The organism is Streptomyces sp. A01, assembly GCF_059026195.1.
On the sequence record NZ_JBWLKN010000008.1, the window covers coordinates 218,077 to 231,757 of the forward strand.

General features: G+C 71.6%; 13 protein-coding genes. 3 read left to right on the forward strand and 10 right to left on the reverse strand.

Features of this window, described 5'->3' with window-relative positions; genetic code table 11:
• Window positions 1–74: 74 nt before the first annotated feature.
• The 5 genes from AC5P1B_RS13565 to AC5P1B_RS13585 all read right to left on the reverse strand — a co-directional run bounded on the left by AC5P1B_RS13565 (window position 75) and on the right by AC5P1B_RS13585 (window position 4,661).
• Window positions 75–1,169, reverse strand: coding sequence for a type I phosphomannose isomerase catalytic subunit (locus AC5P1B_RS13565; protein ID WP_493887238.1), 1,095 nt, complete (start codon window positions 1,167–1,169; stop codon window positions 75–77).
• A 377-nt stretch (window positions 1,170–1,546) separates the two neighbouring features.
• Complete coding sequence (locus tag AC5P1B_RS13570; RefSeq protein WP_493887239.1) at window positions 1,547–2,242, reverse strand: hypothetical protein; 696 nt, start codon at window positions 2,240–2,242, stop codon at window positions 1,547–1,549.
• A gap of 67 nt (window positions 2,243–2,309) precedes the next feature.
• Entirely contained in the window at window positions 2,310–2,780 is a 471-nt protein-coding gene (locus AC5P1B_RS13575; RefSeq protein WP_493887240.1) for a DUF6114 domain-containing protein, read from the reverse strand.
• Window positions 2,771–3,391 carry a DUF6230 family protein gene (locus AC5P1B_RS13580; protein WP_493887241.1) on the reverse strand — a complete coding sequence of 207 codons (621 nt, stop codon included), beginning with the start codon at window positions 3,389–3,391 and terminating at the stop codon, window positions 2,771–2,773. The genes AC5P1B_RS13575 and AC5P1B_RS13580 overlap by 10 nt, the downstream gene beginning before the upstream one ends.
• A 718-nt stretch (window positions 3,392–4,109) precedes the next feature.
• Window positions 4,110–4,661: a DinB family protein gene (locus AC5P1B_RS13585; RefSeq protein WP_493887243.1), complete on the reverse strand. Its 552-nt coding sequence runs from the start codon at window positions 4,659–4,661 to the stop codon at window positions 4,110–4,112.
• A gap of 260 nt (window positions 4,662–4,921) precedes the next feature.
• Here AC5P1B_RS13585 and AC5P1B_RS13590 point away from each other — a divergent pair, with 260 nt between their 5' ends.
• Complete coding sequence (locus AC5P1B_RS13590; RefSeq protein WP_493887244.1) at window positions 4,922–6,208, forward strand: TolB family protein; 1,287 nt, start codon at window positions 4,922–4,924, stop codon at window positions 6,206–6,208.
• Window positions 6,209–6,332: 124 nt separating this feature from the next.
• On the opposite strand, the gene AC5P1B_RS13595 is transcribed toward AC5P1B_RS13590, so the two are convergent.
• The 3 genes from AC5P1B_RS13595 to AC5P1B_RS13605 all read right to left on the reverse strand — a co-directional run bounded on the left by AC5P1B_RS13595 (window position 6,333) and on the right by AC5P1B_RS13605 (window position 8,712).
• A complete protein-coding gene (locus tag AC5P1B_RS13595) occupies window positions 6,333–7,025 on the reverse strand; it encodes a B3/B4 domain-containing protein (protein ID WP_493887245.1) in 693 nt (230 codons plus the stop codon).
• Between the two features lie 48 nt (window positions 7,026–7,073).
• Window positions 7,074–7,679, reverse strand: a complete 606-nt coding sequence (locus AC5P1B_RS13600) for a LysE family translocator (RefSeq protein WP_493887246.1) — start codon at window positions 7,677–7,679, stop codon at window positions 7,074–7,076.
• A 91-nt stretch (window positions 7,680–7,770) separates the two neighbouring features.
• Window positions 7,771–8,712: a LysR family transcriptional regulator gene (locus AC5P1B_RS13605; RefSeq protein ID WP_493887247.1), complete on the reverse strand. Its 942-nt coding sequence runs from the start codon at window positions 8,710–8,712 to the stop codon at window positions 7,771–7,773.
• 71 nt (window positions 8,713–8,783) lie between these two features.
• Between AC5P1B_RS13605 and AC5P1B_RS13610 the strand changes: the two genes are divergently transcribed.
• Together AC5P1B_RS13610 and AC5P1B_RS13615 are read left to right on the forward strand one after the other, a co-directional pair.
• Entirely contained in the window at window positions 8,784–9,665 is an 882-nt protein-coding gene (locus AC5P1B_RS13610; RefSeq protein ID WP_493887248.1) for an NAD-dependent epimerase/dehydratase family protein, read from the forward strand.
• Window positions 9,650–10,522, forward strand: coding sequence for an aldo/keto reductase (locus AC5P1B_RS13615; RefSeq protein WP_493887249.1), 873 nt, complete (start codon window positions 9,650–9,652; stop codon window positions 10,520–10,522). Before AC5P1B_RS13610 ends, AC5P1B_RS13615 begins: the two co-directional genes overlap by 16 nt.
• 83 nt (window positions 10,523–10,605) lie before the next feature.
• Here AC5P1B_RS13615 and AC5P1B_RS13620 read toward each other — a convergent pair whose 3' ends face one another.
• Both AC5P1B_RS13620 and AC5P1B_RS13625 read right to left on the reverse strand, forming a co-directional pair.
• On the reverse strand, window positions 10,606–11,265 hold the full coding sequence (locus AC5P1B_RS13620) for a hypothetical protein (protein ID WP_493887250.1): 660 nt from the start codon (window positions 11,263–11,265) through the stop codon (window positions 10,606–10,608).
• 73 nt (window positions 11,266–11,338) lie between these two features.
• A complete protein-coding gene (locus AC5P1B_RS13625) occupies window positions 11,339–13,390 on the reverse strand; it encodes an ATP-binding cassette domain-containing protein (protein WP_493887251.1) in 2,052 nt (683 codons plus the stop codon).
• Between the last annotated feature and the right edge of the window lie 291 nt (window positions 13,391–13,681).

A 13,681-nucleotide genomic window follows, 5' to 3' on the forward strand; every position in this document is an offset into this window, starting at 1 on the left:
GCGAACCGGCCGGGGGAGGCGCCCGCCCCGCGCCGAAGGTTCGCGACGTTCACCGCCTCCGCCGCCGGGGCAGGTCACCTGGGGCCCGCTCCCAGGGCGGCGACGGCGGCCGCCGGGTGACCGGCGGCCAGCAGCGGCTGCCGGATGTCACGTTCGAGGTCGGGCAGATAGCCGAGGAGTACGTCGGCGGGAGCCTGGACCTCGACCCGGCCCAGGGCCGCCGGAAGCAGCAGTGTCGTACCCCGGTCGAGGCGTTCGCTCCACGCCCCGCAGGTCACGGTGGCCGCCGCCCCGGCGTTGCTGAGCACGACGGCCGTGTCGAAGCAGTGGACCAGGCGCACGTCTTCCTCCGCTTCCCCCGCTTCCCCCGCTTTCTCCGCGCACCACCGCTCCAGGGCGAAGTACGGGCCCGCGCTCAGCACCCTTCGCCGCACACCGTCATGGGCCGCGACCTCGATGCCGTCGGTGAACTCCGGTCTCGGCGCGGCGTGCCACTCGTCCAGCAGGGCTTCGATGTTGGCGTGCCACTGGCCGTCGTCGATCGCCGTGCCGTCCTCCATCCGGTACCGCATCGCGTGCTGTTGCAGGTCGGAGGTCTGCTCGATCTCGTAGACCAGCGTGCCGGGGCCGAAGCTGTGCAGGGTCCCGGCCGGTACGTAGAGGGTCTGCCCGGCCCGGACGGGCAGTCGGCGCATGACGGAGTCGAAGTCCTGTGCCAGCAGCGCCCGCCGCAGCTCCGCGCGGTCCACACCCTCGCGCACTCCGGCCAGGGCGGTGGCCCCCGGCGCGGCGTCCAGGATGTGCCACGCCTCCGTCTTGCCGTTCGGTTCGCCCTCCAGACGGCGGGCCGCCGCGTCGTCGGGATGCAGATGCACCGGCAGTGCGTGGCGGGCGTCGATGAACTTCGTCAGCAGTGGGAACCGGGGCCCGCCCGGGTGGCCGCGCCCGACCAGTTCCCCGGGGTGATCCCTCGTCAGCTCGCGCAGGGAACGGCCGGCCAGCGCACCGTTGGTGACGTGGGAGCCGTCTCCCTCGACGTCGCTGACCTCCCAGGTCTCCGCGACCGGGCCCGCGGGCATGTCCGTGCGGCCCAGCCGGTCGGGGATGGCCCGGCCGCCGAACACATGCTGTTTGACCGGAGTGGTCAGCCGCAGCGGGTACCAGTCCACGGGTGCGCCTTCAGCGGAGGGGCGTCGGCTGGTGACCGCGCCACGGTCGCGCCGTGGGTGCCCTCCTGCTCGTTCCTGGCGGGCGCCGCACCGCGCGGGTGGCTGGTCCGCCGCGTTCTCGAAGCGGCACCGGGCATGGCGAGGGCGTGGTCACCCCCGGAACTATCACCCGCCGACGCGCCGGGCCCCTGGCCGACGCGTCCCGGTACCCGTATGTCTCACCGCATCGGCGCAACAACGCCCTCGCGGCACTGGGGGAGTGGCACGCGAGCGCCTTCCGGCCCCGGCGGCCACCTCCCGGTGGCCCGCCCGGGAACGGTTCTCCCGCCACCGGAGCCGGTGGCGGGAGAACCGTGGCAGGGGTGACGCGGAGGCGGTCAGCCCGTCACGGTGATCTGGGACGCGGGGTCGGTGACGTCGGTGACGTCGTACGCGACGTTGAACGTGGAGGCCGTGGAGCTGGTCGGGCAGCCGAAGCCGCCGACTACCTGGATGGGCACCGAGGCGCCTGTGAAGGCGAGCTTGGAGGGCGCGCCGTTCGTCCACGAGCCGGAGACCGTCGCGGGCGCGGTGGGGGCCGCGGTCACCGTGCAGGACGCCAGACCGCTGGTCTTGAGGACGAAGCCACCGGTGGGAATGGTGAGGCTCGCGCTCACCTGCTCGCCGTGCTGGACGGCGACGCCCCACGTTCCGCTGGTGACGACGGTCGCGGTGACCCCGGCCAGGCTGGCGGTGCAGGAGCTGTATGTGGGCGGGTTGAGCGGGCCGCCGACGGACCCGGCGGGATTGGTGTTGCCCGGCGCGGCCGGTACCTGGTTGGCGGCGTCGGTGCCGGCCGGGTCGGTGGGCTGAGAGGTGGAGACGGAGCAGGTCACCGTCACAGAACCGGCCTTGAAGGTGGCCTTGCCGGACAGCGTGGCCTTGAAGTAGTGGCCTGCGGGGCTGACCGTCGTGGGCCCGGCGGCGGCGGTGGTGGGCTGGGCTTGCGCCGTGCCGGTGAGGGACAGGGCGGCCGCGGTGGCGAGCCCGGCGCCCGCTGCCACCAGGGCGCGGGGGGATAAGGACTTGGACATGGTGCGGCTCCTTGGAGGTGGAGGTGATGGGTGGGGCTGTGGGGTGGAGTCGGGCAGCGGCGGCGGCTCAGCTCTGCCGCGGTGGTGACTCGGCCGTGTGCCCCCGCGCACAGGCCGGGTCGGTGTCGTCCGCGTGCTCCGCTTCCGGGGAGCCGGCGCCGGTGTGCCGGTCACCCGGGTCCACGTGTTCTTCCGGCGGCGGTAGCGGCTGCCAGCCGAAGAGGAGACTGCCGCCGATGACGCCGGTGATGGTGCCGAAGAAGAATCCGCCGAGATTGGACAGGACGAGCGAGGCCGCGGCGACCATCACGGCGAGTACGCCCGCGAGCCCCCGGTAGTAGGGCGCGAACCAGGCACTCAGTCCCATCAGGACCAGCACGAGCCCCAGCAGCACCGAGACGACGCCGGTCACGCCCTGCAACACCATGACCTTCATCGGGGCCAGGGGAATGGCGGCGATCTCCGCGCCCGCGACGATGGTGATCAGGCCGCCCCAGAACGGCCGGCCCCGACGCCACCGCCGGAAGCTCAGAAGCATTCCTTCTTGCCCTTGCTGATCTTCAGGCTCAGTCCGTTGAGCTTGAAGGTGCCGGCGGTGGTCGCCCAGGCGACGGTGCGGAGCTTGGAGATGCGGATGTCATCGGCCTGCTGGGAGAACATGTCCTGCATCCCCTGGGCGCCGTCAGGGCCCTTGTCGAGCGTGGAGGCGTCCCGGCCGATCTCGATGTCGTTGAAGCTCGCGTCGCCGGATATCTCGGTGGCGTCCATGTAGAGGTCCGTGGCCTGAACCGGCTTGGAGCCCGTACCCGCCGAGATCTTCAGGGAGATGCTGCCGAGTACCGGCAGTCTGGTGACCACCGACTGGCACAGGTTCTTGATCTCGGCCTTCTTGATGGCCGTGACCGCGACGGGCAGCAGGTCGCCGCGGGCGTTGGTGTCCACGCTGCCGTACTGGGCGAAGCCGTCTCCGCTGAGGTCGTCGGCGGCCACCTTGAACTGCTGGCCCGAGACGGCGAAAGACGCGGCGATCGCACCGTTGGCGAGGGCTATGGCCAGCGCGGCCGTAGCGGTGAGACCAGGGACGCAGAGCACGGCGAATCTTCGCCAACGCACACGACCCATAATATGTCTGCCTTGCGCATCCCTCATGGCGATATATCCCCTTCAGGCGAGTGAGGTGGGGCGCTGTGGAGTACGTGGGGGGAGCGGGCGCGTGGCGGCTTGAGCGGCTCGGCTGAACGCCAGGGCGAGTTTGACCAAGACATGCCAATGCCATTGGGCTTACTAGAGAGTAAGTACGGCCGGTGGGCACTGGCAAGACACCGAGGGGCCTGCTTTCCGACAGTTTCAGGGCGGCCATCCGATCGCCTGGACACACCGCCACACAGCCCTGGCGCGGCGCGCGGCCGCCCGCCTCCGCACGCGGCGTGCCGACTCGCCGCAGCGCGACCGCCTGTTGTCCGCAGGCCAACGGGCCTCGGCCGGCGAAGGATCTCCATGCGAGCGAGGCGGTCCCGCCCGCCCCCGGCCCCGGCGCGGGCCGCGCCATCGGGCGCCGGCGCACCACCCGCGCGCGGCCGAGACTGGCGCCCCGGCGCGGCACGAGCCACCCGCGGTCCCTCGTCATGGGCTCGCCCCCGGCCCCCCGCCGCCGGGGACACAAGACAGCAACGCGCGCCCGGCACCCATCAATTGGCGCCCCCGGCATGCCGCGGTCCCGCCTTCGCGCCACCGGTTCACGCGCCACCGGTTCACGCGGCGCCGGGAGTGCCGCCGTGGCGACCGGACGCGGAAACGTCGACGCACGGGGCGACCCACCGGCGGCCACCGGGGCGCGGCGGCGGTGGCCGCCGTGAGCCGCTTGCCCTCACACTCCTATGGCGCCGTCGATCCGCTCCCGGAGCAGGTCCGCGTGTCCGTTGTGGCGGGCGTACTCCTCGACCATGTGGATCAGAACCCAGCGCAGCGAGACGGTCCCGCGCCACGCGTCGTCGCCCACGATGTCGAGGCAGGCCGCTTCGGCGACAAAGCCATCGGCGAACGCCACTTCGGCACGCCAGGCTTCCCACGCCCCGGCGGCGACCGCGGGGTCGGCCGCCGCGCCGTCGAAGTCCCGGTCCGGGTCCTCCGCCGAGGAGAAGCGGGGCGGTGCGTCCTGCCCGGCCATCACCTGCCGGAACCAGCGGCGCTCCACATCGGCGAGGTGCCGGACGAGGCCGAGCAGCGAGAGCGTGGAGGGTTCCACGGACCGCCGGGACAACTCGGCGTCCAGCCCCGCGCACTTCATCTCCAGCGTCGCCCGCTGGGCCGCCAGGAAGTCGACGAGCATGCCGCGCTCGTCTCCTGTCGTGCGCGCGCTCAACCGGCGATCGTGCTCGGCGCTGACAAACATTTCCGCTCTTCTGCGTGGTCGCGTCATACCCACCATCATCAACCCCCGCCGGTCGGCCCCGAATCCCGGCTCCCAGGGGAAGCGGGGCACACGGGGCCGCCCGTCCGCCCACCCGCCGGACGTCACCAGGTCATGGCCCCACCGGCTCGCGGGATGGCGGTCTCACGGACGCTTGGCCGGGCTGCCTGGTTGTACGGAAAAGAGCTGATTGACCGTCATCAGGCAAGGCGTTGCATCCTTGGAGGCCCCGGCGAAGAGCAGGGGAGAGACGCGTTCGGGGGAGCACCATGGACATGCGTGACCGCACGGCGGCGAGAGGCGTCGCGGCGTCGGCAGCGGGAGCCTTGAGGGCGGCGAAGGGCGCCGTGGTGCCGGTGCTGACGGTGTCGGCCCTGATGGCGATGGCGACCGGAACGTTCGCGGGGCCCGTCGCGCCGCCGCGCGTGGAGCGGATCAGCGCGGCGGCGGACGGCACGCAGGGCGACGGGCCCTCCACCGCCCCCTCCATCAGCGCCGACGGCCGACTCGTCGCCTTCTCCTCCCAGGCCGCGAACCTCAGCCCTGGCAGCGTTCCCGGCCGCTCCCACGTCTACCTGAAGAACCTGCGGACGGCCGCTGTGACCAAGGTGAGCGCTCACGGCGCGGGCGCACCCGAGGGCGCCTGGACGGAGGAGCCGTCCCTGAGCGCGGACGGCCGCCACTTGGCCTTCGCTTCCGTCTCGCGCTTCGCCCCGGGTTCGGGCCCGCCGGGTCAGATCGCCGACGTGTACGTACGCGAGGTACGCACCGGCCGCACCGAGAAGGTCAGCGTGGGCCTGGACGAGGGATACGGCATCGTCTCCCGTAACCCGTCCATCAGCGCCAACGGCCGCTACGTCGCCTTCGTGGCGGACGACGAGCCGTGGTATCCGCTGTCCCCACGCGATGAGGTGCGCGTGTACGTACGGGACGTGAGGAAGGGCGTCACCCAGCGGGTGAGCGCGCCGCCGCCCGACTTCGCGCGGGAGGCGACCGCGCCGAAGATCAGCGCGGACGGCCGCTTCGTCGCGTACGGGATGAACCACTCCAAGGTGTCCGGGCCACCGGTGAACGATGTCTACGTCACGGACCGCCGGACCGGCAGGACGCGACAGGTGGATGTCCCGTACGACGGCGCGGGCCCGTCGGACCGGCGCTCCCACCTCACCGGGATCAGCCCCGACGGCCGGAGCGTCGTCTTCCAGACACTGTCCGACAAGATCACTCCGGGCGACACCAACAAGAAGCTCAACGTCTTCGTCCGCGATGTGCGCGCCGCGACGACATGGCGGCAGGACGCGACGGCCACCGGCGAGAGCACCGCGTCCGGGGTCTTCAGCGGCGACGGCCGCCAGCTGGCCTTCAGTGACGGCGAGGGCCTGAGCGTGCGCGATGTGCGCACCGGCGCCACGCGGCCAGTCCTGACCGGCGGCGCATGGCCCTGGGAGATTCCCTCCGCCGACGCGCGAGCCCGGCGTATCGCCTTCACCTCCTGGGCCGCGGACCTGGTGCCGGGCGACACGAACGAAGCGGGAGACGTCTTCCTGGCCAGATAGGGACTCAGATGGGGAAGTCGGTCAAGGTCTGCTCGTCGGCGACCCGCGCCGGGCGTACGAGGGGCCGGGGCTCTCTCACTGCCGCGGTGGCTCAGCGGTGTCTCATCGGTGTCTCAGCGGTGGCTCAGAACTCGAAGCGCGGTGACGCCTGGCTCAGGGCCGCGGTCCTCGGGGTCACGGACCACAGGGCTGCCAGCTCCTCGGCGAGAGTGTGCGTGAGCCGCGCGACGTCCTCGACGCCCGAACCGTGCATCGCCTCGGCGACGATCAGCACGCTGCTGGTGGCGTCCCGTACCGCCGACAGGCCGCTCTGCCGGTTGGACCACCGCCGGGCGTGCGCTTGGCCCGCCCCGTCCGCGAAGATCACTTCACGCGCCGCGGGAGTCTCCTTCTCGCCGGAGAACGTCACATACGTCTCGTCCCCCTCCGCGTAACGGACTTCCATGTGCTCCGCTACGGCGGAGAGGTCGAAGACGCCCACCGGGAGGGCGAACGCGACCGAGACGGCATTGCAGATGTCGATCAGCGGATGGGTCCGGGGCAGCTGCCCCTCCTTCCTCAAGCGCCGGAGCAGCGACTCGGAGGCGCAGCGGTACCGCGTCGGCTTGAGACCCATCGTCGAGAAGGCGCGCCGCCAGGCCTGGATCTCCGGCAGTTGCCCCTCCGGTGTGCCCGCGAGCCGGGTTGCCGCGACCGAGTGGTAAGCGGTGAGCCGGTGGTCCACGGGAACGTCGCTGGTGATTCCGCCGACAAGGAGCACACCGGGAGCGAGGTCAGGGAAGTTCTGCCAGATCTCGGCGGAATGCTGGAAGTGCATGATTTCTGCTTTCCATGAACGGGGCAGGGAAAAGGGGCCGGGCGTGGATCAGAGGAACGCGAGCCGGGCGCCGAGGACGACGAAGGCGCCCGCGAAGATCTTGCGCAGCCAGGTCAGTACGCGCGGGCGGGACAGGACGTGGTCGCGCATCGCGGCGGCGAACCGTCCGTAGGCGATGAAGACCAGGAAGGTCAGCGCGATGAAGACCGCGCTCAACTCGGTCATGCGCAACAGGACGTTCGGCTCGCCGGGACTCACGAACTGCGGCAGGAAGGCGAAGAAGAAGATCGTGAGTTTCGGGTTGAGGATATTGATGAGGACACCGGTGGTGACCATCTTCGCCGCCGAACGGGGAGTGGCCTCCGTCTCCCCGGTGAGCGCGTCCTTGTCCCTGAGAGTGCTCCACGCCATGTAGAGGAGATAGGCGACACCCAGGTACTTCAGGACCTGGAACGCCGTGGCGCTGGTGTGCAGCAGTCCGGCGAGTCCGGTGATCGCCGCGACCATGTGGGGCAGGGTGCCGAGCGTGCACCCGGCGGCGGCGATGGCGCTCGCGCGGGCACCGTGGGAGAGGCCGGCCGCCACCGTGTAGAGCACGCCTGTGCCGGGTGTGGCGACGACGATGAGGGACGTCAGCAGGAACTCGGTGTTCATGCCCCCACTCTCATGCCGCAATGGCTTGCTGAACAGGTCCAATGGCGACCGCCCCGACCGGTCCATAACGGCCGCCCCGCGTGGGAGTCCCTCAGCCGGACACAGGCGAAGCTCCGGCGTCCGTGGCGTGGTGACCAGGGCGCGTGTCCAGCAGGAGAGCGCGCAGTGCCTCGACGTAGGGCTGGGCGGGACCGCGGTGGCGGCGGGAGGTCGCGACACCGATGTAGCGGGACGGGCTGGGCGCCTCCAGGGGGAGGGCGACCAGCGCGGGTTCGGGCGCCAGGGCGACAGCGGGGATGAGAGCGATGCCCACCCCCGCGGCGACCAGGGCCTGGGCGAAGAAGTAGTCGGTGGCGCTACAGGTGATACGCGGGTGGAATCCGGCGAGTCCGGCGTAGTGGCCGAGGAGGTCGGCGGTCTTGAGGCAGCCGAGGACCCAGCGCTCGTCCGCGAGTTCGGCGAGGTGGAGGCTGGGGCGGTCGGCGTGGGGGTGCGCGCGGGGAAGGACGACGTGCAGCGGGTCGGTGGTCAGCGGCGTCCAGTCCATGCCCGACCGGTCGCCGGGGCGGGAGGGCGGCGGGCCGTCCAGGTGGTAGGCCAGGGCGATATCGGCCCGGCCCTCGCGGATCAGCGGGAGGCTGTCCTCCGGTTCACGCTCAAGGAACATCACATCGACTTCCGGGTGCTGGGCGGCGAAACGGGTGAGCGCGGGCGGCAGCAGACTGCGGCCGCCGCTGGCGAAGGTGGCGATGGTCAGCTCGGTGCAGTCCGTCGTCAGCCGGTTGACGCGCTCCTGGGCGTCGGTGAGTTCGGCGGCGATGGCGTCGGCGGCCTCCACGAGCATGCGGCCTGCCTCGGTGAGGCTCACTCCCCGGGTGCTGCGGTCCACCACGGGCGAGCCGAGGCCCCGTTCGAGGGCGGCTATCTGCTGCGAGACGGCCGAGGGTGTCAGGCGCAGGGCCGCAGCGGCACGGTTGAAGCTTCCGTGCCGGGCCACCTCGCGGAGGATGCCGAGCCGACGCACATCGATCATCAGTTTTCCTTAAAGCCAGGTAAGGAGATCACCACTACCGCTGATGACGATACGCGGGCAGGCTGACTGCCATGAACGCGAAAGAGATAGCCGTCATCGGCGGCAGCCGGTACTTCGGCAGACGGCTGATCGAGAACCTGCGGGACGCCGGACTGGCGGTCACCATCATCAACCGGGGCTCCGCACCCGCGCCGGGAGGCGTGCGGCACCTGCGGGCCGACCGCGACGACGAGAACGCCCTGCGCGACGCGGTGGCCGGGCACACCTTCGACACCGTGCTCGACCAGGTCTGCTACACACCCCGGCAAGCAGCGGTGGCCCGCCGCGTCTTCGGGGGGACGACCCGGCGCTACGTCATGACCTCGACGGTCGAGGTGTACGCCGGACTCGACGGCGCGCCGCTCCCGGAAGACGCCGTCGATCCCGCGACCTGGCCGGTCCGCGTGGACCTGCCGTGGCAGGACCCGGACTTCCGCGCCGCCCACTACGGAGAGGGCAAGCGCCAGGCGGAAGCCGTCTTCACGCGAGACGCCGCTTTCGAGTTCGTCAGCGTGCGGACAGCGCATGTCCTGGGCGGTGAGGACTTCACCGGACGTCTCGCCTCCTACATCAGCCGCATCCAGCGGGGTCTCCCCGTGATCACCCACCAGAACCCGCGGCCCGCGTCCTTCATCCACGACCAGGAGATCGCGCGGTTCCTGGCCTGGGCGGCACAAGGGGACTTCACCGGCCCCGTCAACGCCGCGTCCCACGGACCACTGGACGTACGGCAGCTGGCCCAGGCCCTCGGAGAGCCCGTGTTCGCGGTCGGCTCCGAGACCTCGCCCTTCTCCTTCGACCGCTGCTACACCGTGGACAACACCCGCGCCACCGAACTCGGCTTCCGCTTCTCGCACACCGCCGACTGGCTGCCGCACGTCGCGAAGGAGGCGCTGGCATGCGCGTCCGCCTGATCGGAGACACGCCCGTGGGCCCCATCGGCCTCGGCGCGATGCCCCTGTCCATCGAAGGCCGGCCCGACGGGACCAGGGCGGTCGCCACGATCCACGCCGCACTCGACGCGGGCGTCACCCTCATCGACACCGCCGACTCCTACCACTGGCACGCCGGCGAGACAGGGCACAACGAACAGCTGATCGCGCGCGCCCTCGCCGCCTACGGCGGTGACACCTCCGCAGTCCTCGTCGCCACCAAGGGCGGCCGCGGCCGCCCCGGAGACGGCACCTGGTCGGTCAACGGGGACCCGGACCATCTGCGCAGGGCCTGCGAGGCGTCACTGAAGCGCCTGGGCACCGACGCCATCGGGCTGTACCAGCTGCACAAGCCCGACCCCCAGGTCCCCTTCGCCGAATCCGTCGGAGCGCTGCGCGACCTGCTCGACGAAGGCAAGATCCGGCTGGCGGGCCTCTCCAACGTCGACTCCGACCAGATCCGCCAGGCACACCACCTGCTCGGCGATCGTCTCGCGACCGTCCAGAACCGCTACTCCCCAGCTGTCAGGGACAGCGCACCGCAGCTGCGGCTCTGCGACGGACTCGGCATCGCCTTCCTGCCCTGGAGCCCGCTCGGTGGCATCTCCCGCAGCGCCTTGGACACCGAAGGGCCGGCAGCGCGGACGCCCTTCCACACCATCGCCCGCCAACGCGGTGTGAGCCCCCAGCGGATCTGCCTTGCCTGGCACCTCGCCGCGTCGCCCCGCGTCATCCCCATCCCCGGCGCCAGCCGCCCCGAGTCCATCCGCGACTCCGCCGCGGCGGCCGACCTGACCCTCACCGGCGAAGAGCTCGCCATGCTGAGGGACCCGGTCTGAGCGACGTACGGGCCGCGTTCGGCCGGTCGGCCAGGAACGCCACGGCCCCGGCTGGGCCCGTGCCCACCGGTCCGGCGCGCCGCCTACGGCCTGACGTCGCCCCGGGGCGTGCCGTGCCAGCGCCACTGTGTGAGACGTGGCCGACCGGGGAGCTCCGCCCGGCCGGTCGCCCACAGCAGCGTCGTCCAGCGGTCGGTGTCCGCCGGGGCGTCGGGGAAGAGCCGGGCCAGCACCCGGCCGCACAGGTCGGCGTCCGGCTCCCACTCGATGCCAAGACCCCCGGCGATGTCGTGCATGTGCACCAGCGTCTCGACGACACCCATGGCGGCGAAGCCCTCGGGGTCGGCCGCGCCGAAGACATGGTGGGACAGGGTCGTCGGCGGGGCGGTACGCACCATGGCCGTCAACAGCGCACCGCTGGCTTCCAGTACCCGCAACAGACCGGCAGGACCGGCGTCGCGCTTCGCGGAGATGGTGTTCGCCGGGCCGCCGGGCCTGGTACGGGTCACAGCGAACGGGATGTGCGAGTCCAGCGGCGGGTCCTCCAGGCCGAGTTGGGCGGCGTAGGCGAACAGATCGTCGGCGAGGTGCTCGACGGTCTCCCAGCAGTTCCACTCCAGGGAGCCCGCCTTGGCGTCCCAGTCCGGTGACCGCGCCGCGCGCAGGGCTGTGACCGCCTGGCGGACGGCATACTCGACGTCGGCCGCGGTGACGGGATCGCTTGACTCATGTGCTTCAGACATGGCCGGACGGTATCAACCCCCGTGATCACCCCCGTTGGACCAGCCACCGGGGGACCACTGGTTCCGGCCGTCCTCACCGGGCAGTGCCGTCTCCGCCGGCCGGGTCACCGGCGCGGTCCTGGTCCGGGGCGACAGGCGCGGAGCCGGTCTGCGCGGGAATGTGGCCGTACTGAGCCGCCTGCGCTCGGTACATGCCGCGGTACAGGCCGCGAGTGTGCCGCATCAGCGCCGCGTGGTCGCCCTCCTCGGCGAGGCGGCCGTGGTCGAGGACGTAGATGTGGTCGGCCGCCGCGGTGGCGGCCAGCCGGTGGGTGATCAGTACGACGGTCGTGCCGTCATCGGTCATACGGCGCAGCCCGTCGAAGGCTTCGATTTCGGCGTGCGGGTCGAGGGCGGAGGTCGGCTCGTCGACGATGACGAAGGGAGCGGCCCGGTAGCGGATGCGGGCGTTGGCCAGCTTCTGCCACTGGCCGCCGGAGATCTGCGTTCCGCGCTCGTAGCCCTTGACGACGATGGAGTCCCAGCCGTGGGGGAGTGTGTCGATGATGGCGCGGGCATCGGCGCTCTCGGCGGCTGCTTCCAGCCGCTGCTGGTCGGGTGGGCGGCGCGCGTCGCCGATGGTGACATTCGTACGGGCGGACATCTGCCAGCGCGGAAAGTCCTGGCCGAGCAGAGCCACCCGGCTGAAGATCTGCGCCCGGTCCGCTTCGCGCAGGTCCACCCGTGTGGCGCCGTCCGCGCCGTCACCCTCCCACCACACGTGCCCTGACGTGGGCAGCAGCAGACCGGCGAGGATCTTGCTGAGGGTCGTCTTGCCTGAGCCGTTCATGCCGACCAGGGCGACCACCGAGCCGCGCGGCACGGTCAGGCTGACCGCGGCGAGGGACGGAACCGTCGCGCCGGGATAGGTGAAGGAGACCTTCTCCAGCCGAATCCGGTCGACCGTGGCAGGCACCTGCTGACCGGTGGAGGGGATGGCGTTCCGGTCGGCCACAGCACACGCCTCGTGGGTGTCGCTGAGACACAGCGATTCCTCGTAGGTCCTGTTCAGCTGCATGACCAGGGCGGTGAGCCTGCCGGTGGACGTGCGGATGGCGATCACCGCTGTGCCGCCGACAGCCAGCGGCATGCCGCCCGTGGTCAGCAGCAGCCAGAGCACTCCGTACACGCCGAGCGCCGCCACACCGGACAGGGACGCCGCGATCAGCTGCGTGCCCGCCTGGGCCCGCGCGAGCCGGCGCTGCTCGGCTTCCATGGAGGCGGACATCTCCTCGTACGCCCGCAGCAGCAGCCGACCGGCGCCGTGCGCCCGGATCTCCGGACCGGCGTGCGGCATCGTCAGATACTGCACCAGCGTGGAGATGGCACGCCGGTGGTCGATCCAGTGCCGGCGCGAGGCGTACTCGCGCCGGGCGGAGCGCACAGCGCCCCAGCCTTTGGGCACGGCGACGAGCACCAGCAGCGGCAGCAGCAGGGGATTGAGAGTGACCAGTACGGCCCCCGCGGCCGCCAGCCCGAGCAGGGCGTTGGCGACCGCCACCGACGAGCCGATCATGCGGCGTGCGGAGTCGGTGCCGAACTTTCCGGCTTCCAGGACCCGTTGGACGGCGGGCTCCTCAGTGGCACGCAGCTCCACGCGGGTGGTCGCCGCGTAGTAGCGGGCGGAGACCGCACGTTCGACCTGGGGCTCCAGACGGCCCGACATCGCCACCGACCACGCGGCAAGGACAGCCGTGCACATGGTCACCGCGGCCATCACCAACAGCGCGGGCAGGGCCGTACGAAGGCGCTCCGGCGTGGGCCCCTGGGCGAACAGCTGGGTCAGGACGCGGTTCGCGGCGACCAGAGCGAAGGCCCCGGCCATGCCCTGGCCCAGCTCGGCGGTCACGAGCCCGCACAGCGCCCGCCGGTCCGCGGCCCACGCGGCGCGCACGACGAGGGCGACCATACGCGGAAGGGCGGCCGCCATGGTCCAGACGCTCACACTCAGCAGAGGCTGCTCGTGGCGTACGAAAGACTGGTCGTAGCGCAGCTTGCCGCCGAACAGTTCCCGCTCGGCGTCGGAGACACCGTCTTCCGGCGTTGTGGCACCGGCCCCCGGTTTCCCGCGGTACGCGCGTCGCATCACGACACCGCCCGTCGCCGGCCGTGGGTCAGTCTCTGCCGCACGCGTACTCCTCGCTGATCGCTTGCTGATCGCTTGCTGGTCGTCGGCAGGCCCCCGGTGGGGATACGGGTGGCGCGTACCGCGGACCGGATGGAGGTATCCCCGAAGCGGTGCGCCGGTGGTCCTCACCCGGGCGGCTGTCTTCCTCGCGCGACCCGGTGGAGCATGTGGCGCGCGCTGGCTCGATCGTGTGAACGCGGGAGGCTGGGGTTGACGTCCGGTTCACCGGGGCAAGCACTCAGCGTCGCG